The 25,500-nt window shown below is 72.4% G+C and carries 27 protein-coding genes; 13 read left to right on the top strand and 14 right to left on the bottom strand.

Going from position 1 to position 25,500, the window contains the following annotated elements; all coding sequences use genetic code 11:
* Nucleotides 1-23: 23 nt before the first annotated feature.
* The gene (locus tag AC0KTA_RS15630; protein WP_481055727.1) at nt 24-1,271 is read left to right on the top strand and encodes an FAD-dependent oxidoreductase; all 1,248 of its coding nucleotides are present in this window, start codon (nt 24-26) and stop codon (nt 1,269-1,271) included.
* 133 nt (nt 1,272-1,404) lie between these two features.
* Here AC0KTA_RS15630 and AC0KTA_RS15625 read toward each other — a convergent pair whose 3' ends face one another.
* Both AC0KTA_RS15625 and AC0KTA_RS15620 read right to left on the bottom strand, forming a co-directional pair.
* Complete coding sequence (locus tag AC0KTA_RS15625; protein WP_481055726.1) at nt 1,405-1,752, bottom strand: hypothetical protein; 348 nt, start codon at nt 1,750-1,752, stop codon at nt 1,405-1,407.
* A 29-nt stretch (nt 1,753-1,781) separates the two neighbouring features.
* Nucleotides 1,782-2,291: a MarR family winged helix-turn-helix transcriptional regulator gene (locus AC0KTA_RS15620; protein WP_481055725.1), complete on the bottom strand. Its 510-nt coding sequence runs from the start codon at nt 2,289-2,291 to the stop codon at nt 1,782-1,784.
* Between the two features lie 106 nt (nt 2,292-2,397).
* On the opposite strand from AC0KTA_RS15620, the gene AC0KTA_RS15615 reads away from it, so the two are divergent.
* From AC0KTA_RS15615 to AC0KTA_RS15580, 8 genes are all read left to right on the top strand, one after another.
* Entirely contained in the window at nt 2,398-3,534 is a 1,137-nt protein-coding gene (locus AC0KTA_RS15615; RefSeq protein ID WP_481055724.1) for a questin oxidase family protein, read from the top strand.
* 205 nt (nt 3,535-3,739) lie between these two features.
* Nucleotides 3,740-4,246 (top strand): carboxymuconolactone decarboxylase family protein, encoded by a 507-nt coding sequence (locus tag AC0KTA_RS15610; protein WP_481055723.1) that lies wholly within the window; start codon nt 3,740-3,742, stop codon nt 4,244-4,246.
* A 363-nt stretch (nt 4,247-4,609) separates the two neighbouring features.
* On the top strand, nt 4,610-5,416 hold the full coding sequence (locus AC0KTA_RS15605; protein WP_481055722.1) for an HAD family hydrolase: 807 nt from the start codon (nt 4,610-4,612) through the stop codon (nt 5,414-5,416).
* An 891-nt stretch (nt 5,417-6,307) separates the two neighbouring features.
* Complete coding sequence (locus AC0KTA_RS15600) at nt 6,308-7,318, top strand: polyprenyl synthetase family protein (RefSeq protein ID WP_481055721.1); 1,011 nt, start codon at nt 6,308-6,310, stop codon at nt 7,316-7,318.
* A 310-nt stretch (nt 7,319-7,628) separates the two neighbouring features.
* Nucleotides 7,629-8,666: a CHRD domain-containing protein gene (locus AC0KTA_RS15595; RefSeq protein ID WP_481055720.1), complete on the top strand. Its 1,038-nt coding sequence runs from the start codon at nt 7,629-7,631 to the stop codon at nt 8,664-8,666.
* 257 nt (nt 8,667-8,923) lie between these two features.
* Nucleotides 8,924-10,210: a LolA family protein gene (locus AC0KTA_RS15590; protein ID WP_481055719.1), complete on the top strand. Its 1,287-nt coding sequence runs from the start codon at nt 8,924-8,926 to the stop codon at nt 10,208-10,210.
* Between the two features lie 141 nt (nt 10,211-10,351).
* A complete protein-coding gene (locus AC0KTA_RS15585; RefSeq protein WP_481055718.1) occupies nt 10,352-11,308 on the top strand; it encodes an ABC transporter ATP-binding protein in 957 nt (318 codons plus the stop codon).
* Nucleotides 11,295-12,239, top strand: a complete 945-nt coding sequence (locus AC0KTA_RS15580) for an ABC transporter permease (RefSeq protein WP_481055717.1) — start codon at nt 11,295-11,297, stop codon at nt 12,237-12,239. Before AC0KTA_RS15585 ends, AC0KTA_RS15580 begins: the two co-directional genes overlap by 14 nt.
* 75 nt (nt 12,240-12,314) lie before the next feature.
* Here the strand turns inward: AC0KTA_RS15580 and AC0KTA_RS15575 are convergent, their stop codons facing one another.
* From AC0KTA_RS15575 to AC0KTA_RS15550, 6 genes are all read right to left on the bottom strand, one after another.
* Complete coding sequence (locus AC0KTA_RS15575; RefSeq protein ID WP_481055716.1) at nt 12,315-12,926, bottom strand: flavodoxin family protein; 612 nt, start codon at nt 12,924-12,926, stop codon at nt 12,315-12,317.
* Between the two features lie 105 nt (nt 12,927-13,031).
* Nucleotides 13,032-13,994, bottom strand: coding sequence for a M28 family metallopeptidase (locus AC0KTA_RS15570; protein WP_481055715.1), 963 nt, complete (start codon nt 13,992-13,994; stop codon nt 13,032-13,034).
* Between the two features lie 223 nt (nt 13,995-14,217).
* Nucleotides 14,218-15,741 carry a hypothetical protein gene (locus AC0KTA_RS15565; RefSeq protein ID WP_481055714.1) on the bottom strand — a complete coding sequence of 508 codons (1,524 nt, stop codon included), beginning with the start codon at nt 15,739-15,741 and terminating at the stop codon, nt 14,218-14,220.
* The gene (locus AC0KTA_RS15560; RefSeq protein ID WP_481055713.1) at nt 15,738-16,100 is read right to left on the bottom strand and encodes a hypothetical protein; all 363 of its coding nucleotides are present in this window, start codon (nt 16,098-16,100) and stop codon (nt 15,738-15,740) included. Before AC0KTA_RS15560 ends, AC0KTA_RS15565 begins: the two co-directional genes overlap by 4 nt.
* Nucleotide 16,101: 1 nt before the next feature.
* Nucleotides 16,102-16,509 (bottom strand): hemerythrin domain-containing protein, encoded by a 408-nt coding sequence (locus AC0KTA_RS15555; protein WP_481055712.1) that lies wholly within the window; start codon nt 16,507-16,509, stop codon nt 16,102-16,104.
* Nucleotides 16,510-16,543: 34 nt separating this feature from the next.
* On the bottom strand, nt 16,544-17,245 hold the full coding sequence (locus tag AC0KTA_RS15550; RefSeq protein ID WP_481055711.1) for a hypothetical protein: 702 nt from the start codon (nt 17,243-17,245) through the stop codon (nt 16,544-16,546).
* A gap of 65 nt (nt 17,246-17,310) precedes the next feature.
* Between AC0KTA_RS15550 and AC0KTA_RS15545 the strand changes: the two genes are divergently transcribed.
* Nucleotides 17,311-17,538, top strand: coding sequence for a hypothetical protein (locus AC0KTA_RS15545; protein ID WP_481055710.1), 228 nt, complete (start codon nt 17,311-17,313; stop codon nt 17,536-17,538).
* 178 nt (nt 17,539-17,716) lie between these two features.
* Here the strand turns inward: AC0KTA_RS15545 and AC0KTA_RS15540 are convergent, their stop codons facing one another.
* On the bottom strand, nt 17,717-18,709 hold the full coding sequence (locus AC0KTA_RS15540) for a helix-turn-helix domain-containing protein (protein ID WP_481055709.1): 993 nt from the start codon (nt 18,707-18,709) through the stop codon (nt 17,717-17,719).
* 51 nt (nt 18,710-18,760) lie between these two features.
* Here AC0KTA_RS15540 and AC0KTA_RS15535 point away from each other — a divergent pair, with 51 nt between their 5' ends.
* On the top strand, nt 18,761-19,177 hold the full coding sequence (locus AC0KTA_RS15535; RefSeq protein ID WP_481055708.1) for a cupin domain-containing protein: 417 nt from the start codon (nt 18,761-18,763) through the stop codon (nt 19,175-19,177).
* Nucleotides 19,178-19,212: 35 nt separating this feature from the next.
* Here the strand turns inward: AC0KTA_RS15535 and AC0KTA_RS15530 are convergent, their stop codons facing one another.
* A complete protein-coding gene (locus tag AC0KTA_RS15530; RefSeq protein WP_481055707.1) occupies nt 19,213-19,662 on the bottom strand; it encodes a VOC family protein in 450 nt (149 codons plus the stop codon).
* A 7-nt stretch (nt 19,663-19,669) separates the two neighbouring features.
* Entirely contained in the window at nt 19,670-20,110 is a 441-nt protein-coding gene (locus AC0KTA_RS15525; protein ID WP_481055706.1) for a winged helix-turn-helix transcriptional regulator, read from the bottom strand.
* Nucleotides 20,111-20,205: 95 nt separating this feature from the next.
* Here AC0KTA_RS15525 and AC0KTA_RS15520 point away from each other — a divergent pair, with 95 nt between their 5' ends.
* Entirely contained in the window at nt 20,206-21,678 is a 1,473-nt protein-coding gene (locus tag AC0KTA_RS15520; protein WP_481055705.1) for an MFS transporter, read from the top strand.
* Here the strand turns inward: AC0KTA_RS15520 and AC0KTA_RS15515 are convergent.
* A complete protein-coding gene (locus AC0KTA_RS15515; RefSeq protein WP_481055704.1) occupies nt 21,582-22,487 on the bottom strand; it encodes an AraC family transcriptional regulator in 906 nt (301 codons plus the stop codon). The two genes, AC0KTA_RS15520 and AC0KTA_RS15515, sit on opposite strands and share 97 nt — an antisense overlap.
* An 89-nt stretch (nt 22,488-22,576) precedes the next feature.
* Between AC0KTA_RS15515 and AC0KTA_RS15510 the strand changes: the two genes are divergently transcribed.
* Nucleotides 22,577-23,464 (top strand): NmrA family NAD(P)-binding protein, encoded by an 888-nt coding sequence (locus AC0KTA_RS15510; protein WP_481055703.1) that lies wholly within the window; start codon nt 22,577-22,579, stop codon nt 23,462-23,464.
* Here the strand turns inward: AC0KTA_RS15510 and rarD are convergent.
* Nucleotides 23,400-24,377, bottom strand: coding sequence for an EamA family transporter RarD (gene rarD / locus AC0KTA_RS15505; RefSeq protein ID WP_481056433.1), 978 nt, complete (start codon nt 24,375-24,377; stop codon nt 23,400-23,402). The genes AC0KTA_RS15510 and rarD overlap by 65 nt on opposite strands.
* A gap of 217 nt (nt 24,378-24,594) precedes the next feature.
* Complete coding sequence (locus AC0KTA_RS15500; RefSeq protein WP_481055702.1) at nt 24,595-25,458, bottom strand: SDR family oxidoreductase; 864 nt, start codon at nt 25,456-25,458, stop codon at nt 24,595-24,597.
* Between the last annotated feature and the right edge of the window lie 42 nt (nt 25,459-25,500).

Below are 25,500 nucleotides of genomic sequence, written 5' to 3'. Positions count from 1 at the left end.
CGGCACGGCGCACATGCACGTCCTTGGGGAGGGACTTCGTGAATCAACAGAGTCAACATGACCGACAATTCCAACCAGTCGCCGTCATCGGGGCGGGGCCCTACGGCCTGTCGACCGCGGCGCACCTGAGGGCCCGCGGCGTACGGGTGCGTGTGTTCGGCGAACCCATGGTGAGCTGGCACGCGCACATGCCCGCGGGCATGCTCCTGAAGTCGACACCCGTGGCGTCGAACATCGACGCGCCGCAGCGCGGCCACACCCTCGTCGACTACTGCGCCGCGGCGGGCCTGCCCCGCCTGGTCGCCGACGAGGACATCATCCCCGTAGAGACGTTCGTCGGGTACGGACAGTGGTTCCAGCAGAAGCTCGTGCCCGGCCTGGAGCGGGTGCGGGTGGTGTCCGTCGAGCAGCGGCCTGCCGGGGGGTTCGAGCTGAAGCTGGACTCCGGGGAGCAGTTCGCCGCCCGCGCGGTCGTCGTCGCCACCGGCCTGTCCGGCCTCGCGCGGCTGCCGCGCGAGCTCACCGCGGCCGTGCCGGACGGCCCTTCGCCCGCGGGCCCCGTCTCGCACAGCGCCCAGCACCACGACCTCACGCGGTACGCGGGCCAGGAACTGCTCGTCGTCGGGGCCGGCCAGTCCGCCCTGGAGACGGCGGTGCTCGCGGCGGAGGCGGGCGCGCGCGTGCGGGTGGTGGCCCGTGGCCGGCGCTCGGTGGCGTTCGGCGGGCCGCCGTGGGAGCAGCCCAAGCTGCGCCCGGAGTCGCCGTTCGGCCGCGCCTGGTCGCTGTACGCGGTCAGCCACTACGCCCAGGCGTATCGCCATCTCCCCGCCGCCACCCGGCACTTCCTCACCCGTCGCATTCTCGGCCCGCTCGGGGCGTGGTGGCTGCGGGAGCGGTTCGAGGGGAAGGTCGAGGCGCGCGAGGTGCGGCGCATCGCGACGGCCGGCACGCGCGAGGGCCGCCCCGTCCTCACGGTGGAAACCCTCGGCGGCCGCCCCCAGGAACTCACCGCCGACCACGTCATCGCCGCCACGGGGTACCGCGTCGACCTCGCCGCCCTCAGCTTCCTCGGCCACGGCCTGCGCGCCCGCCTCGCCGTCAGCCGCGGCACCCCCAAACTGGGCCCGGGCTACGCCTCGTCCGTGCCCGGCCTGTACTTCACGGGCATGCTGGCCGGGTCGTCGTACGGCCCGGTGATGCGGTTCGTGTGCGGCACGGAGTTCGCCTCGCCGCGGCTGGCACGGCACTTGGCGGCGGCGTACAGAGGCTGATGGCGCGGTGATCCCGCGGGTCCTGCGGGGCCCGCGGATCCCGCGGCGGTGAGGGCGGCCGTCCGTCGGCGTGGACGGCCGCGGCCTCGGCGTCGGTCCCGCAGCGGCCCGCGGCCCTCGGCGTCGGTCCGGCTCAGCGGCCTGCGGCCGCGTCCCCCGGGGCCACCGGCATCGGCGCCGGATCGGCCGCGCGCATGCGCTCCGGCGTCCAGTACTCCGCGGCGGAGGAGGCGTCGTGCGCGACCTCCTTGCTGCTCACGGTGTCCGGCTTCGCCCCCGGTGACGACGTGCGGCCGGTGCCGTCCGAGTCCGCCGCCGACGCCTGCCAGGCGAGCCCCGCGGTGAGCAGCGCGAGGGCGCTCGCGGTGGCGAGGGCGAGTTTGCGGGTCCGGGGCAGTGCCATGGCGTTCCTTGTCGTCAAGTTGATCGAGCCGGTCGGGTCGGTCGGGTCGGCCGGGTTGGCCGGGGTTACGTCACCCATGTGACGCGCCCCGCCGCCAGGAGGTTCCGTCACGCACCTGCTGCTGGCCCCTCCTGGCTCCCCTGCACCTCCCGCACCCATGCCCGCAGCCCCGCGGTGAAGCCCTCTCGCTGCTCGGGGGAGAGCCCGGCGAGCGCGCGGAGCAGCGGTTCGCCACGACGTACGACGAATGATTCGAGCAGCGGGCGGTAGTCCTCGGCCAGGGACACCAGGACCCGGCGGCGGTTCGACTCGTCCGGGGCGCGCGTGACGATCCCGGCGCGGGCCAGGCCGCCGACCAGTTCGCTTGCCGTGGGCAGCGACACCTGCAGCCGGTGGGCGATCCCGCTCACCGTCAACGGCTCGGCGGACGCGAGGAGTTGGGGGAGCACCGCGCCGTGGCGCGGCGTCAGGCCATGGCTGTCCATCGCCTCACGCAGCCGCTCCGGCATCAGCTCGCTCACCACCGCGCCCCGGAAGTAGGGCTCGAGCAGGGGCACGAGGCCCACGATCTGGGCCTCGACGGCGGTGGGCTTCCCGGGGTCTGGCACGCGTCGCATGCCGCGAGTGTAGTTTGTTCGGAAAATTTGAGTGTTTGGATTGCCGAAGTGTTTGGGTATCCAAAGTGTGGAGGCTCCGCACGTTCAGTTCAAGGGGGATCACGACATGCCGTCCATCAGCTACAGCGACGCCGTCAACGACGCGTTGGAACGACTCGAAGACCTCGGCTACGAGCGAGGTGTCGGCGTCGACCTCGCCAACCACGGACCCATGGGCGCCGAGGCCATCGCAGTGCTCGGCCACGGGGACGAGGTGGCGCACTGGACCGGCCGCTATCGCCGCGCGCTCGCCCACCACGAGCCGCCTGCCGCGCGCTTCGCCCTGGACCCCGCCGAAGAGGAGTCCTGGCGCCCCGCGCTGGGTGATTTCGGCCGAGCCGGGGACTGGGAGCGACTGTTCACGCGGGAACTCGCCACCGCGTCCTGGCGCGACGTCCTCGCCCGCTGGTGGCCGCGGTTGATTCCCGGTCTCTTCGCCGGCCTGACGCACGGCCTGATCCGGACGGCGCACGCGGTGCGCGGGCTCGATGCCGCCGGGGACGCGCCGACCCGGCTCCAGCTCGACGAGCTGGCCAGGGGCCTCGGGTACTGGGCCGCGCGGCACCGCACGCTGCCCGGCAGCCCGGCCCTGGTCGGCACCGACACCGTGGCGGACGCGGTCGCCGCGCTGCCCCGGGTGCCGCTCGACGGGCCGCGCCGCCCGGCCGTCGCCCTGGGGCGCCTCGACACCCTCGGACAACTGCCGGGTTACGCGGACTCGTTGGAGCGGCTCGCACCGCCCCCGGCGTCCCGCCTGCTCAGTGACATGACGCTCCAGTTCGCCGATGTCTATCTGGGCCATCCCGAGGTCTTCCCGGTGCCGCTCGTCCACGGCGTCACCGCGCCCGCCGCCGCGCGCCTCGTCCTGCCGCACCTGCCCGAGGAGTTGTACGGGCCGACGCTCGCCCAGGTGTGGCAGGTCCAGTCGGCCTTCCTCCTCGCCTTCACCACGGACCGGCGGGACGAGGGCACGGCTGCCTGGCGGGCCGAGACGGCCGACCTGCCCCCGCTCGACGAGCTCGGCGCCCGGGCCGTCGAGCACGGCGACGAGCACGTCATCAAGTTCACCGAGGCATGCCTGCGGGAGTACGCGCTGCGGCCGGACCCCCGCTATCCGGCGGCTGCGTACGCGGCGATACGCCGCATCCCGCGCCTGGAGGCGGGCGGGGGTGTGGGGGTGGTCGCCGCGGGGGCGGCGGACTAGGCGGACCAGCGGACTAGTTGCGGTCCAGTGGCGGTCCAGGGCTGTCCGAGGGGTCGGCCGGGTTGGCGTCCCAAGCCGGACACGGACGACGAACAAGAACGACGAACAAGAACGACTGCCTTCCGCCGGTCACATTCCTTCGTCGCCGTCCGTCAGGGGAGTGACAGCAACGTGAAAGCCCTGAGGAAGCCCTGAGGAGATGGCGATGGAAACGCGTTCGATCACGGCCGAGGTCCCGATGGTGCCGCGGATGGCCGAGGACCCGGCGGAGCTCGTCCCCGAGCTGGCGGCGGTGTCGGCGGCGCTGTTCAAGGTGACCGGGAACGGGTCGGTGCCGCGCTCGACGATCAGCCTGGTGCAGTTGCGCGCAGGACAGATCGTGGGCAACACCTATCTGACCGTTCTGCACACGGGATTCCTGCGCAAGGCGGGGGAGTCGGAGGAGCGGATCACGTCGGTGGCGTCCTGGCAGGACTCGCCGTACTTCACCGGGGCCGAGCGTGCCGCGCTGGCGCTCGTGGAGGCTGTGCTGCAGCCGTCGGCGCACGGCGAGCGGGTGTCCGACGAGTTGTATGCCCGCGCGGCGGAGCACTTCGAGCCCAAGGCGCTGGCCACCCTGATGTTCGCGATCGGTCAGGTCAACTTCTTCATCGCCGTGGCGCTCATAGCCAAGCCGGTGCCCGGCCGGTCGTTCACCGGCCCGTGGAAGTGAGGACCCTCCGGTGAGGGCGGGCTCGGGCCCGGCGAGCCCCAGCCCGGCGGGCCCGAGCCTGGCGCCCGAGCCGTCCGCCCTCGGCAGCGTCGGGCTTTCGGGTGACTTCCGCGGTCGGCAACCAGCAGTCCGCGCAAGGGAGTTCAGGTCCGGGTCCGGGGCGGACGGTCGCGGGTCGCCTCGTTCCGGTGAACCGGGAGCGGGCCGTCAAGTCCGGCACGCTTGTGCGCCCCGGGCGCGCATCACCCGGCGTATCAGGGCCCACGACCCGGTGTCTGCCGGGAGTGCGCCGGGCGCACCTCAACCGTCACAGCTCCTGCCACACGGCTTACCGCCCGGCGTCAGATCCGTATTCTTCGGATCATGGCCGCTCCCCTCGCATATGCCCTCATCGCCACTGACCTGGACGGAACCCTGCTGCGCTGTGACGACACGGTTTCCGACCGGTCGCGCAGGGCGCTGGCCGCCGCGAGCGAGGGCGGAGCGCGGCACCTTGTCGTCACCGGGCGCCCCGCGCCCCGCGTGCGCCCGCTCCTGGACGAGCTCGACTGCGACGGGCTCGCGGTGTGCGGGCAGGGCGCGCAGCTCTACGACGCGGGCAGTGGCCGCATGGTGTGGTCGGTGACGCTGGACCGCGAGCTCGCGGAGGCCGCGCTGGGGAAGATCGAGGCCGAGGTCGGGCAGGTCTTCGCCGCGGTCGACCAGGACGGGGTCGACGGTCTGACGCTGATCGAGCCGGGGTACGAGATGCCGCATCCGACGCTGCCCGCGGTGCGGGTGCCCCGGCGCGACGTGCTGTGGGAGGAGCCGATCAGCAAGGTGCTGCTGCGGCACCCCGCGCTGGCCGACGACGAGTTGGCGGAGGTGGCGCGGGGCGCGGTGGGGTCGCTCGCGACCGTCACGATGTCCGGGCCCGGCACCGTGGAGCTCCAGCCGTGCGGGGTGACGAAGGCGACGGGGCTCGCGCTGGCGGCGGAGCGGATGGGGCTGCGGGCCGACGACACGATCGCCTTCGGTGACATGCCGAACGACATCCCGATGTTCGCGTGGGCCGCGCACGGGGTGGCCATGGCCAACGCTCACCATGAACTCAAGGCGGTCGCGGACGAGTTGACGGCGTCCAACGAGGAGGACGGGATCGCGGTGGTGCTGGAGCGGCTGGTGAGGTGAGGGGTGGCTCGCGCCGCGTTTTCGGTGTGGGTGTGCCCCGCTGCGGGTGGGTGCGGCTGGTGTGGGGTGCCCTGCGGGTGGGGGTGGCTGGTGTGGCTGGTCACCGAGTGCGCCGGTGCCGGGTGCCGGTGCCGGGTGCCGCGCTGGGCTGAGCGTGTCGGCGGCCGGGCTGAGTGTGTTGGCGTCGGGTGGTCCCGTGCCGGGTGGTCCCGTGCCGGGTGGTCCCGTGCCGGGTGGTCCCGTGCCGGGCGGTCTCGTGCCGGGCGGTCTCGTGCCGGGCGGTCTCGTGCCGGTGGTTCCGTTTGGGGTGTATCCGGGTGGGTGGGTGGTCTTGTGCCGGGGGCGGGGTGGGTGGTTTGTGTGTCGTGAGCGGTGTGTGGCTCGTGTGCTGTGGGCGGTGTGTGGCCGGAAATGTATGGGGGGTGGATGTCTGGCCGGATGTCGGCAGGTGACGGAGCGGGGGGATCCGGTTCGGTGGGTGGGGCGGGGGTGCCGCTGCCGGGGGCCGGCCGGGTGTGTCTCGGGTGCGCGTCCGGTCCTTCGTCCGGTGCTTCGTCCGGTGCTTCGTCCGGTGCTTCGGACGGTTCGGCGCGTCTCCTGCGCCCTCCTGTGTCCGGTTCCGTGCTGGTGCCGAGGGATGGGCGGCCGTCCGTGGGGGAAGAGGAATCACTCCCTTCATGTGGGGCACATCGTTGTCTGTGGAGTAATTCGGTCATTCCATGTCTATCGGGCAGGCTGGTCTCCTCTGCTCGGGCGGGCGCTGGCTGTGATCGAAAGGCGACCGGATACGCTGACTTGAGTGATGGCAGCGACACATCGACAAACCGTGTCATCGACGAATGATCGACCGAGTGATCGACTTGTGATCGTCAGCAGACAGGAGAACCCCTCGTGACCGTCGTCGGGCCCTTCGGGCTGAGCGTGCGGGACCAGGCTCTCGAAGCCGATGTCCAGGCCGGGTTGGCGGCTGTCGAGGAAGGCCTGCTCGAGGCCACCAAGAGCGAGGTCCCCTTCATCACCGAGGCCGCGCAGCACCTCGTGCGGGCCGGCGGCAAACGTTTTCGGCCACTGCTTGTGATGCTCACGGCGCAGTTCGGCGACCCGTACGCGCCCGGAGTGGTGCCGTCCGCCGTGGTCGTGGAGCTGACGCACCTCGCGACGCTGTACCACGACGACGTGATGGACGAGGCCGATGTGCGCCGGGGCGTGGCGAGCGCCAACCAGCGCTGGGGCAACTCCGTGGCGGTCCTCACCGGCGACTTCCTGTTCGCGCGCGCGTCCCACACGCTGGCCGACCTCGGTCCTGAGGCCGTCCGCATCCAGGCCGAGGCGTTCGAGCGGCTCGTCACCGGGCAGATCCTGGAGACCGCGGGGCCGTCCGACGGGCGTGACCCCGTCGACCACTACCTCGAGGTGCTGGCCGGGAAGACCGGCTCGCTGGTCGCGGTCGCGTGCCGGTTCGGCGCGATGATGTCGGGGGCCGACGAGGGCGTGGTGGACGTGCTCACGCAGTACGGGGAGCGGTTGGGGGTCGCCTTCCAGCTCGCGGACGACGTGCTGGACATCGCGTCCGAGTCGACGGAGTCCGGGAAGACACCGGGTACGGATCTGCGCGAGGGGATTCCCACGCTGCCGGTGCTGCGGCTGCGGGAGCGGGTCGCTCGGCTGGGGGTCGCGGAGGACGTCGCGCTGTGTGAGCTGCTCGACTCCGACCTCAGTGATGACGCGCGGCATGCGGAGGCGTTGGCTCGGTTGCGGGTGCATCCGGCTCTTGAGCAGGCTCGGCGGGACACCGTGCGGTACGCCGAGGAGGCTCGGGCCGCTTTGGCCCCGCTGCCTGAGTGTGACGCCAAGGCGTCGTTGGTCGAGCTGTGCGACTTGGTTGTTCATCGGGCTGGATGAGGGGTGCCCTCGGGGCTCCGTTGGCCGACTTGCGGGGTGTCCGCTGCGCGTAGCGGTGCCCTTGGCCTGGGATTTCTCGCCGCCCACATATCGGTACCGTCGGCCTGGGCTGCATTTAAGGGTCGAGACCCGCCCTGCGGGACGATTGCCCACAGTGGGTCAGCAGGGCACAAATGGGAACTGCACCATGTGTGACGCACGTCACATCGAAGTCCCGAGTCTGGATTGAGGCCCGGGTCGGAATTGTTCCGTACTCATGGCCAGGGCCGGCGCAGGGGGTGTCGGTCGTGGGACGGGGAGATTTCTGGTCATGGGCACTGTCATCACGTATGCCAAGAACCGCCGCCGCACTCTGCTCGTCACGGGCGTCGCGGTCGCCGTGGCCGCCGGTGTGGTCGCTGCCGTGCCACCCGCGATGGCGGACAGCGGCAGCGGGGCGAGCGGCGCGAGCGGGACACGCGGAGCCGACGGGAGCCGGAACAGTGGCGCGCACGGCGCCCTCTTCGTGGCGAGCATGAACGGTGCCAACGAGGTGCCCGTCCAGGGTGGCCCCGCCGTCGGCGACAAGGACGGTGCGGCCCTGCAGTTCGTGCAGGTCAAAGGTGACAAGGTCAGCGTCACCGTGAAGTGGCGCGGCACCGCGAAGCCGTCCGCCCTGCACATCCACCAGGGCGCCAGGGGAACCAACGGAGGCATCAAGGTCGACTTCACCAAGCTGCTCGCCAAGGCGAAGCACCAGCGCGTGACCGGCACGGTCAAGGTCACGGATGCCGCCCTGCTCAAGCAGCTCAAGGCGGACCCGAACGGCTTCTACGCCAACCTGCACACCGCCGAGTTCCCCGGCGGAGCCGTTCGGGGCCAGCTGCACAAGGTCACCGCGAACGTCTCCCTGGACGCGGCCGCGCGCAGCTTCCAGGCGTCCGTGGTCAAGGGCAAGCAGATCTACCAGTGCAAGAAGGCCGAGGACGGCTCGGGCGCGTTCACGTTCCAGCAGCGTGACGTGCGGGCGGCCCTCCGCGGCCACATCGCCCACGACTTCGTCGCCCCGAACTCCGGCACCCCGCGCTGGGTCGCCCCCGACCGCAGCGGAGTCACCGGCAAGCTGATCTCCAAGACGCCCAACGGCGAGAAGAACATCCCCGAACTCGACCTGAAGGCCGAGCAGATCGGCACGGAGCTCGGCAAGAAGGTCGGCGAGAAGCTCGGCAAGAAGCGTGGGCTGCTCGCGGGCACCACCGAGATCCTGCGCCTCAACACCGTCGGCGGCGTCCAGCCGTCCGGCAGTTGCAAGTCCGGCAGCATCACGTCGGTGCCGTACGGCGCGGACTACGTATTCGTCCAGCACTGAGGCGATCGTCGCCTGCCCGAGCGGCGCCTCCCCCTACGGGACAGGGGAGGCGCCGCCTCTTTTTGTCATCCCAGAGCAGTACGCCGAGTTGCTCCCGCGGTCTGACGCTTCTGGCTGGCCGATTTGGTCGGATGGAGACAGCCGAAAACCAACAGGGACAACCACTCCTGACCAATTCGGGTGAGAATGGCGGCGCGGGGTGGACGAGTGCACGCGAGGACGGAACGCCGCCGCCGACGACGGAGGTAAGGCACACAATGGCACCGTACGAACCGGAGCAGGACACCAACGAGGCGGACGAGTTGAGCGCGGGCCGACGCAAGGCGGCCCGCTATGTCGTCCCGCTCGCGGTGGCGGGGGTGGCCGCGGCGACCATCGGACTGGTCCCGGCGCTCGCCACCTCGGGCGACCCGGATCTGCCGGACATCACCGCACAGGAACTCATCGAGAAGATAGCCGCGTCGGACACCGAGCAGCTCTCCGGCACGGTGAAGATCAGCACCGATCTCGGCCTGCCGTCGTTCGCCTCCGGCATGACCGGCGGCTTCGCACCGGGCGCGGGCGGTGCCGGTGGCGCGGGTGAGGACGGGAGCGAGGGCGGCAAGGGCTCGGCCGCCGACCCGGGCGCCAAGCTGATGGAACTGGCCTCCGGCACGCACACGCTGCGCGTCGCCGCCGACGGCCCGGACAAGCAGAAGCTGTCGGTGCTCGACGACGCCGCCGAGTACAGCCTGATCCACAACGGCGACGACGTGTGGGCGTACGACAGCGCTTCGAACGAGGCGTATCACTCCAAGGACGCCGGTAAGGGCGCCGGCAACGGCAAGCACGACCGGCACGGCGAGAAGAGCCTCGGCCAGGAAGGCAAGGAAGTCCCCGCCACGCCCAAGGAGTTCGCCGAGCAGGCCCTGAAGGCGGCCGACAAGTCCTCGACGTCCGTGAAGGTCGACGGCAGCGCGCAGGTCGCGGGCCGTGACGCCTACCGCCTGGTGCTGAAGCCGAAGGACTCCGGTTCGACGGTCGGCCAGGTCACCATCGCGGTGGACGCCAAGACGGGCACGCCGCTGAAGTTCACGCTGTCCCCGGCGGGCGGCGGTTCCGCGGTCGTCGACGCGGGCTTCACGAAGGTCGACTTCGGCAAGCCGGCCGCGTCCACCTTCGACTTCAAGCCCGCGAAGGGCACGAAGGTCACCGAGGAGGGCGACACGACGACCGGGCGCCACGGCAAGGACGCCGAGGACTTCATGGGCGAAGGGCCCGGCGGCCTCAACGTCATCGGTGACGGCTGGACGTCCATCGCCGAGCTGAAGATGCCGGGCGGCCAGGGCCTGCCCACGTCCGGCTCGGGCGCCGACTCCGGCGACGTACCGCCGGAGGCCGAGAAGTTCCTGGACTCCCTCGGCGACAAGGTCAACGGCGACTTCGGCTCGGGCACGGTCTTCAAGACCCGCCTGATCAACGCCCTGGTCACCGACGACGGCAAGGTGTACGTCGGCGCGGTCACGAAGGACGCGCTGGTCAAGGCGGCGAACGCGGCCCACTAGGGGGCGGCGCGACGCACCGCGGGTGCGGCCGTGAGTACGTGACAGCGGGCGGCGGTTGGGAGGTACCGGTCCGGTACCTCCCAACCGCCGCCCCATCGTTCCGCCGGACACCTCGTCCGGCCGGGCAACGGGAGGAAGACGGTGCCGAGCACCAAGGGCGGCGGGGTCACGGCCAGCGTGATCGAGACGTTCGGGCTGACCAAGCGGTACGGCAAGCACCTGGCCGTCGACCGGCTCGACCTCACCGTGCCCCGCGGCAGCGTCTTCGGTTTCCTCGGCCCCAACGGCTCCGGCAAGACCACGACGATCCGCATGCTGATGGGCCTGATCGAGCCGACTTCCGGCCGCGCCAAGGTCCTCGGCCGCCCCATGCCGTACGAAAGCCGCAAGGTCCTGCCGAAGGTGGGCGCGCTCATCGAGGGCCCGGCGCTGTACGGCTTCCTCTCGGGCCGCGACAACCTCCTGCGGTACGACTCCGCCGACCCGACCGCCGACCCCCGCACCCGCAGGGCCCGCGCCGACGCGGCCCTCGACCGGGTCGGCCTGACCGCCGCCGCGGGCAAGAAGGCCAAGGCGTACTCGCTCGGCATGAAGCAGCGCCTCGGCCTGGCGGCGGCCCTGCTGCAACCGCGCGCACTCCTCGTACTCGACGAGCCGACGAACGGACTCGACCCGCAGGGCATGCGCGAGATCCGCTCCCTGGTGCGGGAGCTGGCGTCCGAAGGCACCACCGTCTTCCTCTCCTCGCACCTCCTCGACGAGATCGAGCAGGTCTGTACGCACGCGGCGGTGATGACCCAGGGCCGGCTGATCACCCAGGGCCCGGTCGCCGAACTCGCCGCGGGCGCGCGCGGACGGCTGACCGTGACGACGCCGGACCCTGGCGACGCGGCCCGCGTACTGAAGGAACTCGGCGTGGCCGACCTGGTCGCCGCCGAGGACCGCGTCACGGGCGAGCCGCCCGGCACGGACCTCGCCGACATCAACGCCGCACTGGTCGAGGCGGGCGTGCGCGTCCGCGGATTCGGCGTCGAACGGGCCTCCCTGGAGGACGCGTTCGTCGCGCTGACAGGAGAGGGATTCGATGTCGCGGGCTGAGGCCACGGTCCGGACGGAGCCGGGCGCGGCGGTGGACGCCGCCGGGAAGGGCGGCGGGCAGGCGAGCGCGCCGCGGGCGGAGCGCCTCGCCTGGACCCTCGGCCTGTTCCGCAGCGAGCTGTCGCTCACCTTCCGCCGCTGGCGCACCCTCGCGCTGCTCGCGGTGCTCGCCGCCGTGCCCGTGCTCGTGGGCATCGCCGTCAAGATCGAGACGAGCGACGGCGGTTCGATCGGCGGCGGGGGCCCGGACGGGGGCGGCGGACCCGCGTTCATCGCGCAGGTCACCAACAACGGACTGTTCCTCGTCTTCACCGCGCTGGCCGCGACGCTGCCGTTCTTCCTGCCGATGGCGATCGGCGTCGTCGCGGGCGACGCGATCGCGGGCGAGGCCAGCGCCGGGACGCTGCGCTACCTGCTGGTGGCGCCCGCGGGCCGCACCCGGCTGCTGCTCGCCAAGTACGTCACGGCGCTGACGTTCTGCCTCGTCGCGACGCTGGTGGTGGCGGCGTCCGCGCTGGCGGTGGGGGCACTGCTGTTTCCGCTCGGCGAGGTCACGACGATCTCCGGGACGCGGATCGGCTTCGGCGACGGGCTGCTGCGCGCCCTGCTGATCGCACTGGTCGTGGCCGCCTCACTGGTCGGCGTGGCCGCGCTCGGCCTGTTCGTGTCGACGCTGACGAGCAGCGGCATCGCCGCGATGGCGACGACCGTCGGGCTGCTCATCACCGTCCAGATCGTCGACCAGATCCCCCAGCTGCACGCGGTCCACCCGTACTTGTTCTCGCACTACTGGCTGTCCTTCGCCGACCTGATGCGCGACCCCGTCTACTGGGACGACCTGGTCAAGAACCTCGGCCTGCAGGCGCTGTACGCGGGGGTGTTCGGGTCGGCGGCGTGGGCGCGGTTCGGGGCGAAGGACATCGCCTCGTAGGCCTGCTGCTCGTACGAACGGGCCAACTCGTACGACGGGCCAACTCGTACGACGGGCCAACTCGTACAAACGGGCCTACTCGCCGTACGACCCGGAGCTGAACGGGAAGCGGGCCAGAGGGATGTCCTCCTGCGCGAAGAACGTCTTGGCGCGGGCCAGCGCCTCCGTGTCGTTCAGGACGTGCCCCGGCCGGGTGCCGTTGCCGAGCAGCACGCCGCCGAAGCGCATCGGGAAGAACGCGGCCGTGTTGCGCAGCGTGCCGACCAGCGGGTCCGCGGCCGCCTCGTTGCGGTCCGCGAGCGCCGTCACGCCCCACAGCGTGCGCTTCGCCATCTCGGCCTTGAAGCCGAGCTCCGGAACCTCCAGCCACGCGTCCCAGTAGTCCAGGTAGCGCTTGGTGGTGGCCGACACCGAGTACCAGTACAGCGGGGACGCGATGACGATGTCCGTGGCGGCGAGCGTGGCGTCCAGGAGCAGCGCCTCGGTGTCGCCCTGCGGACGAGGGCGGGCGCGGGGGCCCGTGTCGTCGTGCCGCAGGTCCTGGAAGTCCGGGAGCGGGTGGTCGGCGAGGTCGATCCAGCGCTGCTCGACGTCCGGCGGCAGTTGCTCGGCCGCCTTGCGGGCCAGGATCTCGGTGTTGCCCTTCGGGCGGGCGCTGCCGTGGACGAAGAGGAACGAGCGAGTCATGGGGTGCCCCCTGGGTGCTTGCTTGCGTACGAGGAATGCTTGCGTGTGCACTATATGCACGCGCAAGCATTCTCGTCCAGGGGCAATGCCCAGGGGGCGCGGAGGCTAGGAGGACAGCCCCCATACCGCGTAGGCGACCGCGTCACTGTTGCGGTCGAGCGCCGTGTTGTTGATGTTCGACGTGGTGTCGCACGACGAGTGGTAGCAGCGGTCGAAGGCCTGACCGGCCGTGCCGCCCCACTTCTGCGCCTGGGCCGAGGACTTGGCGGTGCTCGCGCCGGCGAAGACGCCGCCGACGGGGACGCCCGCGTTCTTGAACGGCGCGTGGTCGGAGCGGCCGTCGCCCTCGCGGTCCGGCTCGGTGCTCACGTTCTTGGTCGCGTAGTAGTCCTTGAACGTCTTCTCGATGGTGGGGTCGTCGTCGTACACGAAGTAGCCCGGGTTCGGCGAGCCGACCATGTCGAAGTTGAGATAGCCCTTGATCTTCGTGCGCTCGGCGGCGGGCAGGCCGCGCACGTAGTTCGAGGAGCCGATCAGGCCCAGCTCCTCCGCGCCCCACCAGGCGAACCGCAGGTGCTTGGTGGGCTTGTACTGCTCACGGGACACCGCGAGCGCCGTCTCCAGGACGGCGGCCGAGCCCGATCCGTTGTCGTTGATGCCCGCGCCGCGGCTGACGCTGTCGAGGTGCGAGCCGGCCATGAGGATCTGGTTGGCGTCGCCGCCGGGCCAGTCGGCGATGAGGTTGTAGCCGACGCGGCCGCTGGTGGTGAACTGCTGGACGGTGGTGGTGAATCCGGCGGCGTCCAGCTTGCCCTTGATGTAGTCGATCGAGGCCTTGTAGCCCGCGCTGCCGTGGGCGCGGTTGCCGCCGTTGGCGGAGGCGATGGACTGGAGCTGCGAGAGGTGTGCCGTGACGTTGGCCACGGGTATGTCCGGGGCGGCCGCTCGCGGGGGCGCGGTCGTACCGGGGGAGCCGGTGGCCGCGGTGGATATCGCACTGGTCGTCAGGAGGGCGGTGGCGGCTATGACGGCGGCTGCCGCGCTGCGTCCGGATACGGAGAGTCTCATGTGGGGGGCTCCGGCTTCCGTGAGGTCAGTCTGGAGTTGAGTTGAATTCCGAATGAGCCTGGAGTGCCCGATGGTGGAGCGCTGTTGAGTTCACGTCAAGAGCGGGATCCGGACGGCTTGTTCCGCATAACGGGGAGTCGCTGGGGGTTGTACGTGGGTCCCCGGAGTCGCCAAGTGCTGTGCCGGCCCGGGGAGTCGCTTGATGCTGTGCCTGAGCCCGGGGCTACGGAGTCGACGGCACGAGGACCCGCCACCCCGGCGCGTAGGTGTCCGGCACCGGAAACGTGTGCCACGCCCGAGCCCACTCCGGGGCCGCGTGCTGCCGCAGCACGAGGACGGACGGCCGCCGCATGTCCCCCCGCCGTTCGGCCGCCCGCCGTTCGGCTCCCCGCGGCGCGGGCTCACAGCCCGCCACGTACGCCAGCGGAATCACCGACGTATTGCCGTCCAGCAGACAGGGCGCCCGCACCCCTTCCCGGTGCGCCACCCGGGCCACCCGCTCCCAGTCCTCCCTCGCGGCCGACTGGATACCGGAGAAGGTGGAGAGGAGGACCCCCTGCACGACCAGGTGCCCCGTGAGGAACACCGCCGCCAGGCCCACGGCGAGCACCCGCACCCGCTGCCCCCGCGCCCACCGCGCCCCTCGCGCCCCCCGCACCTCCCGAGCCCACCGCACCACCGCGAGCACCCCGAACCCCGCGGGCACCGCGAGCAGCGCGTGCGTCGGCAGCAGGAACCGCGGCGCGGTGTACGGCACCACGACGACGTACGGCAGCGCCGCGCACAGCCCCACGGCCAGGGCCAGCCAACCCCCCGCCGCCGTCCGCCGGAACCGCCGCACCGACCACAGCCCGAGCGGCACGAACACCGCGAGCAGCACCCACCACCCGAGGGCGGGCGCCCGCACGCCGTCGCCCGCGCACGGACGGCACAGCAGGGGCCCGTCGATCGCGGTGAGCTGATGCAGCGCGGAGTCCGTGAACCGCAGCCCGCCCTGCACTTCGCTCGCGTCGTCGAGCCGTTCGCGTACGCCACCGAAGCGAACGTACGCCTCGATCACCCACGGCAGCACACCCGCCCCGAACCCGCCGAGCACGGCGAGCGCCCGCCCGCGCGAGCGCCACAGCGGCACCAGCGCGGCGGCGGCGAGCAGGGGCACCGCCAGGGCGGCGCCGTCGTTGGGCCGCATCAGGGTGGCGAGCAGGAGTCCGGCGGTGATCCCCGCGTACGTACGCGGCCCGGGCCGCCGGTGCAGGAAGAGGCCGACGGCGCCCGTCGCGCCCATGGCGGTGTAGTGGTTGGGCATCGCGGCGTTGGCGTAGAACACCGCGAACCAGAGGCTGCCGTACAGCGCCGCGGCGGCCGCCGCGACCTCCGGGAGCCGGGGCACGGCCCGCAGCCAGGGCCGGAACCCCAGGTAGAGCGCGGCGGTGGAGAGCACCGTCAGCCACAGCCGGAGCAGCACGACCGAGTCGCTCCAGGCGGCGACGGGCGCGAGGAGCACGGGCACGCCGCGGGTGCGGGGCGCGCTGAACGGCACGTCGGGGGCCTGGTCGGGGGCGTACGGGCCGAAGCGGCTCGCGTAGACGAGCTCGTCCCAGCCGAGGCGCAGATCCAGTGGTACGAGGGTGAGCGAGGCGAGCGCGAACGCGGCGCAGACGGCGAGCAGGAGCCGGTGGGCGCGGTGTTCGCGCTCGCGACGCACGGGGAGGTCGCTCGTCGGCTGCCGCGTTTCGACCAGGTTCATCCACCAACGGTAAGGAAAGACAGGGTTGGGGAGGCAGCATCTTTATGGCCAGGCGTGGCGCCGAGATCCTCCACTTCGTGGTCCGCGTGCGCGCCGAACACCTCCACTTCGTGGTCCGCGTGCGCGCGGAACACCGACTCGGCGCCCGCCGCGGGCGTGCTCGCGCCGCCCGGTGCCAGGACACGCAGGCCCTCCGTGGTGGCGTACGACATCAGCCAGCCCCGCATCCACGTCGCGTGTTCGACCGGGACGGCGCGGCGGATCCTGGCCTCGGCGTCGGCGTAGTCCTGGGCGCGGACATGGCGGGTGATGACGGGAAAGAGGTCGCGCTCCTCAGCGGTGATGTGGTCGACGAGCACGTCACGCTGTGCGGTGAGGGCCTCGGCGAGGCGGCCCGCGTGCCCTGCCGGGGCCTCGCCGAAGAGCGTCGCCGCCCAGTCGCAGGCGTCCTGCAGCGGGTCGAGGGCGTCGTGCTCCGCGGAGAGCGGCGCCAGGTCGACAGCCCCCCTCGGTGGCGGCCGCGACGACCGGCCAGAGGATCTCGTCCTCGTTGCGGTGGTGGTGGCGCACGGCGGCGTTGTAGCGGTGTACGTACGCCGCGACGGCGCGGGCGTGAGCGGGGTCCACGGCCGTCGAGGTGAGGTCCGCGAGCAGTGTGACGAGGCGGTCGATGTCGCCGAGGATCGCCCGGTGGGCGAGGCGGATGCCGGTCAGGTCGTGGGCCGTGTCGGCGGTGCGGGCGGCGGGCGAAGGCGTGCTGTCGGTCATGGCGTGACTGTGCGACACCGTTGTCTCGATGGGGTCAACAACCGCTGAACGGCGCCGCCCGGTGCAGTTCGCTGCCCAGGCGGGCCACCCCGTCGTTTGTGGTCAGGGATGCGCCCGTCGCGTCGACCGCCCGCATCGCCGTTGTCATCACGGACAGGCCGGGCTGTTCGGGGCTGAGGATCACGTGCAGCCGGGACACGAAGCGGGCCACGGAAGCGGGGCTGGACGGGTCCTCGGGGTCGCCCGCGTAGCGCTGGGCCGTGCGCATGGCCTCGTCGGCCTCGGCGGTGCGGCCCGTCGCCCGCAGGATCAGGGCGAGGAGAACGCCGGACATGTGGTGGCGCAGCGCGTTGCCGATGCGGGCCGCGCAGTCGAGGGCTGCGCGCTCGTCGGCCTCGGCGGCCGCGTACCGCGTCACGACGACGGACAGCCAGGCCCGGGTGTGCAGGGCGCGCGCCTGGCACTCGTCGTCCCCGAGGGCCCGCGCGCGGTCGGCGGCCAGGCCCGTGATCCGGGCCACCTCCGCGTAGTGGGCGCGGCCCAGGAAGATGCCGCTGGCCGCGACGATGATCAGCAGGTCGATCGCCTTGCGCAGGAACTGCGGCCCGGAGTTGAGGAGTTGTTCGACGACGGCCGCGAGCAGCGCGTGCTCGGTGCGGAACCAGGCCCGCACCTCGTCGATGTCCGTGAACGGCAGGCCGGGGTGGCGCGCCGGGGTGAGCCATATCGTGGGCATCGGGGCGCCCACCGCCGCCTCGGCGGCCCGCACCACGCTGCCGAACCCTGGCCGGGCTGTGGGGCATGGCCCGGCGCGGCGCGGAGGAGGCGGGGCGCGACCCTGAGGCGCTGCGCCGCCACATCCGCTGCAACCCGAAGCCCGGCGCCTCGGCGGAGGAGATCGCGTCGGTGCTGCGCGGGGTGCGGGAGTCCGGGGCGGAGAGCTGTTTCGTCGACCTTCAGCAGTGCGTGCGGGAGCCGGGGGAGGCGTTGGAGGTGGGCGGTCGGGTGCTGGAGTTGGTGCGGGGGTAGGCCTGGCTGGGGCTGGATATGTGCCGGGTGCGGCAAGGTTTTAGCCCGTCCGGCGTTTGAGGACGAGGCGCGGAGCGCCGATAGCGGGGGTCCGGGGGCGGAGCCCCCGGTTTCGGGAAGGGGCGCCCGCGCGCGGAGCGCGCTAATGGACGCAGCGGGGAGGCCCGCCGCAGGCGCCCTAGGACGGGCCGAAGCGGCGGCGGTACGCGGACGGGCTCAGGCCCGTCTCCCTGCGCAGCCGGGCCCGCAGGTTCGCCGCCGTGCCGAGGCCGCTGAGGTGGGCGACCACGTCGAGCCGCTCCTCGCCGCGCTCGATGAGGCGGCAGGCGAACGCGGTGCGCTCCCCGTTCAGCCAGGCCAGCGGTGTCGTGCCGAGCTGGGCGCGGAAGCGGCGGTGCAGCGTCGCCGGGCTGACCGCGGCACGCGCGGCGAGCCCGGCCACGGTGAGCTGTTCGCCGAGGCGCTCCTGCGCCCACGCGAGCAGCGGCGCGAGCGACTCGTCGGGTACGTCGGGCACGGGGCGCTCCACGAACTGCCGCTGTCCGCCGTCCCGGTGGGCGGCGAAGACCAGGCGCCGCGACACCGAGTTGGCGACCTCCGCGCCGAAGTCCCGGCGCACGATGTGCAGCCCGAGGTCGAGCGCGGCGGCGCTGCCCGCGGCGGTGAGGATGTCGCCGTCGTCGACGAACAGGACGTCCGGTTCGAGGCGGACGGCGGGGAAGCGCCGCCGGAAGTCGTCCGCCCACTGCCAGTGCGCGGTGGCCCTGCGCCCGTCGAGCACCCCGGCCTCGGCGAGCGTGAAGGCGCCGCTGCAGAAGCCGACGAGCCGGGCGCCGCGCGCGTGTGCCCGGCGGACGGCGTCCAGGACGGCGGGGCGGCGCGGGACCTCCGTGTCGGGCCGGTTCGGCACGATCAGGGTGTCCGCCGAGTCTGCGGCGCCGAGCGCGGCGACCCCGGTGAGCGTGAAGAACCCGTCCCGCATCAGGGTGCGCGGCTCGGGCGAGCAGAGCGTGAACTCGTAGAGCTCCCGGCCCAGTTCGGGCCTGCGGAGCCCGAAGATCTCGGTGACGCAGCCGAGCTCGAAGGGGTTGGAGTTCTCGTCGACGATGACGACGACGCGGTGCGGGGCGCTGCCGCGCCGCCCGGAGCCTTGAGAGTTTTCTTGCGCCATGTGCGATTTCTAGCACTCGTGGCGTCCCGGTCCAAGGCCCACGATGAGTCCATGACCAACGAAACCCCCGTCCACCGGCGGGAACCCATTGCCCTGCACGACGCCCTGGCCTCCTTCGACGCCCTGTGGAGCCCCCGCATCGTCGCCCACGTCAACGACTACGACGTACGCGTCACCAAGGTCGAGGGCGAGTACATCTGGCACGTCCACGACGACACCGACGAGTTCTTCCTCGTCCTCGACGGCGAGCTGGACATCGCCCTGCGAGGGCCCGCCGGGGAGCGCACGGTCACGCTCACCAAGGGAGCCGTCTTCACGGTGCCCCGGGGCACCGAGCACAAGCCGATCGCCCGCACCGGTGCCTCGATCCTGCTGTTCGAGCCCACCGGCACGCTCACCGTCGGGGACAGTCACGAGGCCGTGCCGGACTACGTGGACGCGACGACGGGGCACGCCCTGCGCCCCTAGTGGAGGCCTGCGCCCGTAGTGGAGGCCCTGCACCCCTAGTGGAGGCAGAATTCGTTCCCCTCCGGGTCCGCCATCACCACCCACTCGCCCCCGGGCTCCTTCACGTGCCGCAGCACACTCGCGCCCAGCGCCTCCAGGCGGGCCAGTTCCTCCCCGCGGGTGCCGGGCGCGGAGTGCACGTCCACGTGCAGCCGGTTCTTGCCGGACTTCTTCTCCGGCACCCGCTGGAAGAGCAGACGCCGGCCGAGGCCCGTGCCGCTGTCCTCGTCGTACGGATCGTCCGGGTGCCGTACGGCGATGAGGTCGCGCCAGGCGCGGCGCCCGCGGAACTCGACGGTCAGCGCCTCCGGTACGGCGCCGAAGCCGAGCAGGCGCTCGATGAGGGCGCTGTTGTCCTCGACCTCGTACCCCAGGGTCTCGGCCCAGAAGGCGGCCTGGGCGTGCGGGTCCTGCGCGTCGATCACGAGTTTCCAGTGCAGGGTCATGCCTTGATCATGCGTCCGCCGACGCCTCCGCCGCCACCCGCGCGTCGTACGCGGACCGCGCCGCCGCGATCTCGTTCTGGTGCTCCTCCGTCCAGGTCACCAGGGACCGGATGGTGTGGTGCAACGTGCCGCCGAGCGGCGTGAGTTCGTACTCCACGCGCGGCGGCACCACCGGGTGCACCGTGCGCCGCACCAGTCCGTCCCGCTCCAGCTGGCGCAGCGTGACCGTCAGCATGCGCTGGCTGATGCCGTCGATCTCGCGCCGCAGTTCGGTGAAGCGCAGGCACCGGCGGTCCAGGAGCGCGATCACGAGCAGGGACCACTTGTCGGCGACCCGGTCCAGGATCTGCCGCACCTGACAGTCCTCCCGGGTGTCCCACTGGAACGGATCGGGGTCTCCATAGCCGACGGTTTCCACGGTGCCCTCGCAGTGCCTCGGTGACTTCAAAGTGCCTTCTTCCGCACCTCCCGATGCTGCCGCAGGATTCTCTTGGTTACAAGAAGGAACCGGCCATCAGTGGAGTAACCGCCGAAGGAGACACCATGGGCGCCCGCGCCTGGGCACTGCTGCTCGTCCTGTGTGGAACGATCTTTCTGGAGGGTGCCGACATCGCCATGCTCGCCGTGGCCATCCCCAGCATCCGGTCCGACCTGGACCTGTCGACCGGCACGGCGGCCTGGGTGATCAGCGCGTACGTCCTCGGCTACGCCGGATTCACGCTGCTCGGCGGCCGCGCGGCCGACCTGCTCGGCAGGCGGCGGATGTTCCTCACCTGGCTCGGCGTGTTCCTGGTCTTCTCCGGGCTCGGCGGGTTCGCGACCGAGGGCTGGATGCTGATCGTGGCGCGGTTCGTGACCGGTGTGGCCGCGGCGTTCATGACGCCCGCCGCGATGTCGATCATCACCACCTCGTACGCGGAGGGCCCGGCCCGCAACAAGGCGCTGCTCGTCTTCGCGGGCACCTCCGCGGGCGGCTTCTCGCTCGGCCTGGTCATCGGCGGGCTGCTCACGGAGCTGGGCTGGCAGTGGGTGTTCTTCGCGCCGGTACTGTTCGCGACGGTGATCCTGGTGGCGGCGGTGCGGCTGGTCCCGGCCGAGGCCCCGCCAGGACCGCGCACCGGCGGCTTCGACCTGCCGGGTGCGGCCACCGCGGCCGGGGCGATGCTGCTCCTCGCCTACGCCGTCGTCAGCCTCGAACACGGCCTCGCCGACTGGCCGGTGACGCTCGCCTCCCTGGCCGCGGGGCTGCTCCTGCTCGCGGTCTTCGTGGGCGTCGAGCGCCGCACCGCCCTGCCGCTGGTACGGCTCGGCATCTTCCGTACGGGGACGGTGGTACGGGCCGGACTCGGGGCGCTGCTCTTCCTCGGCGCCTTCATGGGCTTCCAGTTCGTCCTGACGCTCTACCTCCAGGAGCTGCGCGGCTGGTCGTCCTGGCAGACGGCGATCGCCCTGGTCGTGATGGGCTGCGACGTCGTCCTCGCGCCGACGCTCACCCCGCGCCTGGTGAACCGCCACGGCCACGCCCGCGTGATCCTCGCCGGCTTCCTGCTCGCGGCGACGGCGTACGCGCTGTTCCTGCCGGTCGGCATGGACTGGACGTACGCGGCGATGTTCCCCACGCTGATCCTCGCCGGCACCGCCTTCGCGCTGGCCTACGGCCCGCTCCTGATCGCCGCGACGGACGGCGTGGCCCAGGAGGAACAGGGCCTGGCGGGCGGCCTGTTGCAGACGGCCACGCAGTTCGGGGCGGCGATCGGGATCTCGGCGGTGACGGCGGTGTACGGGATCGCTTCGTCAGGGAGTGGGGACCCGGAGGGTGCGCTGGAGGCGTTCCGGGCGGCGCTCACCGTGCCCGTGGTGCTCGCGGTCCTCGGGGTCGTGGTCTCGCTGGCCGGGGTGCGCGGGGGCGGGCGGAAGGCTCAGCCCGCGGCCCGCAGCCACGAGTCGGGGTCCACCTTCTCCGAAGCCGCGGCCCCCGCCTCCGCCCCCGCCTCCGCGGCCCGCGACGCCCGGTAGCCGCTCGGCGTGACCCCCCGGGTCCGCTTGAAGGCGTCGCTGAACCCGAACCCGTCGGCGTACCCGACCCGCGCGGCCACGGAGGCGACCGTCGCGCCCGGCTCCGTGAGGAGTTCGGCGGCGAGGGTCATGCGCCAGTCGGTGAGGTACGCCATCGGGGGCCGGCCCACCAGGTCGGCGAACCGCCGGGCGAAGGCGGCGCGCGAGACCTGGGCGCGCGCCGCCAGGGACGCCACGGTCCAGGGCCTGGCGGGCTCCTCGTGCAGGGCGCGCAGGGCCGGGCCGACCACGTCGTCGCCGAGCGCCCGGTACCAGGCGGGCGGGCAGGACTCGGGCAGGTCGAACCACTCGCGCAGGGTGCAGGCGAGCAGCCAGTCCAGCATCCGGTCCATCACGTACTGCCGGCCGGGCCGGTCGGCGGCCACCTCGGCGGCGATGAGCTCCACGATCGGCAGGCACTCGTCCACGGCCGGTACGACCAGGAACGGCGGCAGCGCGCTGGTGAGGCGGCGGCCGACGGAGCCCTCCAACTCGTAGGCGCCGGAGACGAGTTCGGTCTCCCCGGCGCCGGGGCCCGCCGAGGTCAGGGCGAACGGGGCCGTGGTGCAGGCGAGCGCGGCGTCTCCCCGGCGGAGGGTGCGCGGCTCGCACCCGGCGGCGGTGACCCGGGCCGTGCCCCGCGCCACCAGGATCAGTTCGAGCGCGGCACCCTTCGGGCAGCTCAGCTCCCACCTGTCCGTGAGGACCGCGTGATCGAACCGAGCGCCGTCCGCGCGTACGCCGCGCAACAGATCCCCCAGAGCGTCCATGCGGTCAACGGTAAGGCCATGGACGTACTCCCATGGCCGTGAGACGGACGCCCATGTCACCGGCGCGGCCGAGCGGATTGGCTGATGCCATGACCGAAACCCAGCAGAACACGGCAAACGCTCAGCAGTCCGCGACGAACGCCCCCATCCTCGTCCTCGGCGCCACCGGCAAGACCGGGCGCCGGCTCGTGCCCCGGCTGCGGGCGGCGGGCCACACGGTGCGGGCCGCGTCCCGCTCCGGCGAGACCCGCTTCGACTGGAACGAACGGTCTACTTGGTCCACGGCACTGTCCGGCGTGAGGGCCCTCTACCTCGTCGCGCCGGAAGACCCGGACCCCGTCGTCGACTTCGTGGCGCAGGCCGCGGCGGCGGGCGTGCGCCGCTTCGTGGTCCTGTCCGGGCGCGGCGCCGACGTGTCCGGCGAGTCCTTCCTGCCGGGCATGGCACGGGCCGAGCGCGCCGTCGCGGAGGCGGGCGTCGACTGGACGGTGATCCGGCCCAACAACTTCGCGCAGAACTTCTCCGAGGACTTCCTCCACGCGCCGCTCCTCGCGGGCCGCCTCGCCCTGCCGGTCGGCGACACGCCGGAGCCGTTCATCGACGTGGAGGACATCGCGGACGTCGCGGTCGCGCTGCTCACCGAGGACGGCCACACGCACCGCGTGTACGAGCTGTCGGGCCCGCGCGCCCTCACGTACGCCGAGGCGGTCGCGGAGATCGCGGCGGCGTCGGGCCGCCCGATGCGCTACGAGCCCATCACGCCGGAGCAGTTCCTGGCCGAGCTGCTCGCCGACGGCGTGCCCGAGCCCGCCGCCCAGGAGTACACCGCCATCTTCACGTTCTTCACCGAGGGCCACCTCGCCCCGCTGGCGACCGGCGTACGCGACGTACTGGGCCGCGAGCCGCGGGACTTCACGGAGTACGTGAAGGCGGCTGCGGCGCGGGGTGCTTGGGAGGAGAGCCCGTCCGGCGATTGAGGACGAGGCGCGAAGCGCCGACAGAGGGGGGAGAGGGGGCGGAGCCCCCCTGCGGTTCGCCCTCACGCCGCGCGAGGCGAACCGCGTTGCGCCGCGCGGTGCGGAGCCCGTCGAACGTGAGCAGCGCCAGCGCCAGCCACACCAGCGCGAACCCGGCCCACCGCTCCGCCGGCATCGCCTCGTGGAAGTACAGGATGCCGAGCAGGAACTGGAAGACGGGCGCCAGGTACTGAAGGAGTCCCAGCGTGGACAGCGGCACCCGGATCGCGGCCGCGCCGAAGCAGACCAGCGGCGCGGCCGTCACCACACCGGTGGCGGCGAGCAGCGCGGCGTGCCCGAACCCCTCGGCGGCGAACGTGGCCTCGCCCCGCGAGCCGAGCCACAGCACGAAGGCGAGCGCGGGCAGGAACTGCACGGCGGTCTCGGCGGCGAGCGACTCCAGGCCGCCGATGTTGACCTTCTTCTTGACCAGGCCGTACGTGGCGAAGGTGAAGGCGAGGACGAGGGAGATCCAGGGCGGGCGGCCGTAGCCGAAGGCGAGCACGAGGACGGCGGCGAGGCCGACGCCGACGGCCGCCCACTGCACGGGGCGCAGCCGCTCGCCGAGCAGCAGGACGCCGATGGCGATGGTGACCAGGGGGTTGATGAAGTAGCCGAGGGAGGCCTCGACGACGTGGCCGGAGTTCACGGCCCAGATGTAGACGCCCCAGTTGAGGGTGATCACGGTGGCGGCCACCGTCACCAGGCCCAGCTTGCGGGGCTGGCGCAGCAGTTCGCCCGCCCAGGCCCAGCGCCGTACGACGAGCAGCGCGATGCCGACCACGATGAGCGACCAGGCCATGCGGTGGGCCAGGATCTCGCCCGCGCCCGCGGGCTTGAGGAGCGGCCAGAACAACGGCACGAGGCCCCACATGCCGTACGCCGCGAAGCCGTTCAGCAGGCCTATGCGTGCCTCGGCCTTGGCCTGCGCTGGGGTCACGGCTCCTCCTTCGTGCTCGGGCAACACCCGCTGCCGAGCATGAAGGTAGCGCCCGCACCGTGGGGCTGTCATGTGTGTATCGCCATACGGTCATGACAGCCCCACGGCGGCGCGGTGCGGCCCTTCAGCGTGATTCAGCCCTTGAAGCGGCTCAGCCCTTGAGCGCCGCCGCCACCGCGTCCGCCAGCGGCGTCGTCGGCCGCCCGATGAGGCGGCTCAGGTCACCGCTGCCCCCGGCGAGCAGCCCGCGGGCGACGGCCGCGTCCACGTCCACGAGGATCGCGGCCATCGGCTCCGGAATCCCGGCGCCGGCCAGCACGGCGAGGTGCTCGGCGGGGGACACCTGCCGGTACGTGACGGGCTTGCCGGACTGCGCGGCGATCTCGGCCGCGTACTCGGGGAAGCTCCACGCCACGTCGCCGCTCAGCTCGTACGCGACGCCCTCGTGGCCCTCGCCGGTCAGCACCGCGACGGCCGCCGCGGCGTAGTCGGCGCGCGCGGCGGACGCGACCCGGCCCACGCCGCCCGCGCTGCCGACGACGGCGCCGTGCGCCAGGACCGGAGCCAGGTGCTCCGTGTAGTTCTCGTGGTACCAGCCGTTGCGCAGGAACGTGTACGGCAGCCCGGAGTCGAGCACCGCCTGCTCGGTGACCTTGTGCTCGGCGGCCAGGTCGAAGTCGGCGTCGGGTCCGCCGAGCACGCCCGTGTACACGAGGTGCGCGGCCCCGGCGGCCCGCGCCGCGTCGATCACGGCCCGGTGCTGCGCCACCCGCCGGCCCACCTCGCTGCCGGAGACCAGCAGCACCTTGTCGCCCGCGGCGAACGCCGCGGCCAGCGTCTCCGGCGCGTTGTAGTCGGCGACGCGCAGCTCCACGCCGCGGTCCGCGAGGTCCGCGGCCTTCTCCTTGTTCCGTACGACGGCCGCGACCTGCCCGGCGGGCACGCCCGCGGCCAGCAGGCCCTCGACGACGAGGCGGCCGAGGTGGCCGGTGGCTCCTGTGACGACGATGCTCATGGGAAAACTCCTGGTGTGCGCGGTGCGAAGAGGTATGACACT

Source organism: Streptomyces sp. Y309, assembly GCF_056712025.1.
This window is presented reverse-complemented; position numbering and strand designations above follow the sequence as displayed.

What these genes read in the sequence shown, in the direction of transcription:
- AC0KTA_RS15625 (WP_481055726.1), bottom strand. Translation starts at nt 1,752, where the DNA reads ATGGGTGACGTAACCCCGGCCAACCCGGCCGACCCGACCGACCCGACC.
- AC0KTA_RS15620 (WP_481055725.1), bottom strand. Translation starts at nt 2,291, where the DNA reads ATGCGACGCGTGCCAGACCCCGGGAAGCCCACCGCCGTCGAGGCCCAG.
- AC0KTA_RS15615 (WP_481055724.1), top strand. Translation starts at nt 2,398, where the DNA reads ATGCCGTCCATCAGCTACAGCGACGCCGTCAACGACGCGTTGGAACGA.
- AC0KTA_RS15610 (WP_481055723.1), top strand. Translation starts at nt 3,740, where the DNA reads ATGGAAACGCGTTCGATCACGGCCGAGGTCCCGATGGTGCCGCGGATG.
- AC0KTA_RS15605 (WP_481055722.1), top strand. Translation starts at nt 4,610, where the DNA reads ATGGCCGCTCCCCTCGCATATGCCCTCATCGCCACTGACCTGGACGGA.
- AC0KTA_RS15595 (WP_481055720.1), top strand. Translation starts at nt 7,629, where the DNA reads ATGGGCACTGTCATCACGTATGCCAAGAACCGCCGCCGCACTCTGCTC.
- AC0KTA_RS15590 (WP_481055719.1), top strand. Translation starts at nt 8,924, where the DNA reads ATGGCACCGTACGAACCGGAGCAGGACACCAACGAGGCGGACGAGTTG.
- AC0KTA_RS15580 (WP_481055717.1), top strand. Translation starts at nt 11,295, where the DNA reads ATGTCGCGGGCTGAGGCCACGGTCCGGACGGAGCCGGGCGCGGCGGTG.
- AC0KTA_RS15575 (WP_481055716.1), bottom strand. Translation starts at nt 12,926, where the DNA reads ATGACTCGCTCGTTCCTCTTCGTCCACGGCAGCGCCCGCCCGAAGGGC.
- AC0KTA_RS15570 (WP_481055715.1), bottom strand. Translation starts at nt 13,994, where the DNA reads ATGAGACTCTCCGTATCCGGACGCAGCGCGGCAGCCGCCGTCATAGCC.
- AC0KTA_RS15565 (WP_481055714.1), bottom strand. Translation starts at nt 15,741, where the DNA reads ATGAACCTGGTCGAAACGCGGCAGCCGACGAGCGACCTCCCCGTGCGT.
- AC0KTA_RS15555 (WP_481055712.1), bottom strand. Translation starts at nt 16,509, where the DNA reads ATGACCGACAGCACGCCTTCGCCCGCCGCCCGCACCGCCGACACGGCC.
- AC0KTA_RS15550 (WP_481055711.1), bottom strand. Translation starts at nt 17,245, where the DNA reads ATGCCCACGATATGGCTCACCCCGGCGCGCCACCCCGGCCTGCCGTTC.
- AC0KTA_RS15545 (WP_481055710.1), top strand. Translation starts at nt 17,311, where the DNA reads ATGGCCCGGCGCGGCGCGGAGGAGGCGGGGCGCGACCCTGAGGCGCTG.
- AC0KTA_RS15540 (WP_481055709.1), bottom strand. Translation starts at nt 18,709, where the DNA reads ATGGCGCAAGAAAACTCTCAAGGCTCCGGGCGGCGCGGCAGCGCCCCG.
- AC0KTA_RS15535 (WP_481055708.1), top strand. Translation starts at nt 18,761, where the DNA reads ATGACCAACGAAACCCCCGTCCACCGGCGGGAACCCATTGCCCTGCAC.
- AC0KTA_RS15530 (WP_481055707.1), bottom strand. Translation starts at nt 19,662, where the DNA reads ATGACCCTGCACTGGAAACTCGTGATCGACGCGCAGGACCCGCACGCC.
- AC0KTA_RS15520 (WP_481055705.1), top strand. Translation starts at nt 20,206, where the DNA reads ATGGGCGCCCGCGCCTGGGCACTGCTGCTCGTCCTGTGTGGAACGATC.
- AC0KTA_RS15515 (WP_481055704.1), bottom strand. Translation starts at nt 22,487, where the DNA reads ATGGACGCTCTGGGGGATCTGTTGCGCGGCGTACGCGCGGACGGCGCT.
- AC0KTA_RS15510 (WP_481055703.1), top strand. Translation starts at nt 22,577, where the DNA reads ATGACCGAAACCCAGCAGAACACGGCAAACGCTCAGCAGTCCGCGACG.
- rarD (WP_481056433.1), bottom strand. Translation starts at nt 24,377, where the DNA reads ATGTGGGGCCTCGTGCCGTTGTTCTGGCCGCTCCTCAAGCCCGCGGGC.
- AC0KTA_RS15500 (WP_481055702.1), bottom strand. Translation starts at nt 25,458, where the DNA reads ATGAGCATCGTCGTCACAGGAGCCACCGGCCACCTCGGCCGCCTCGTC.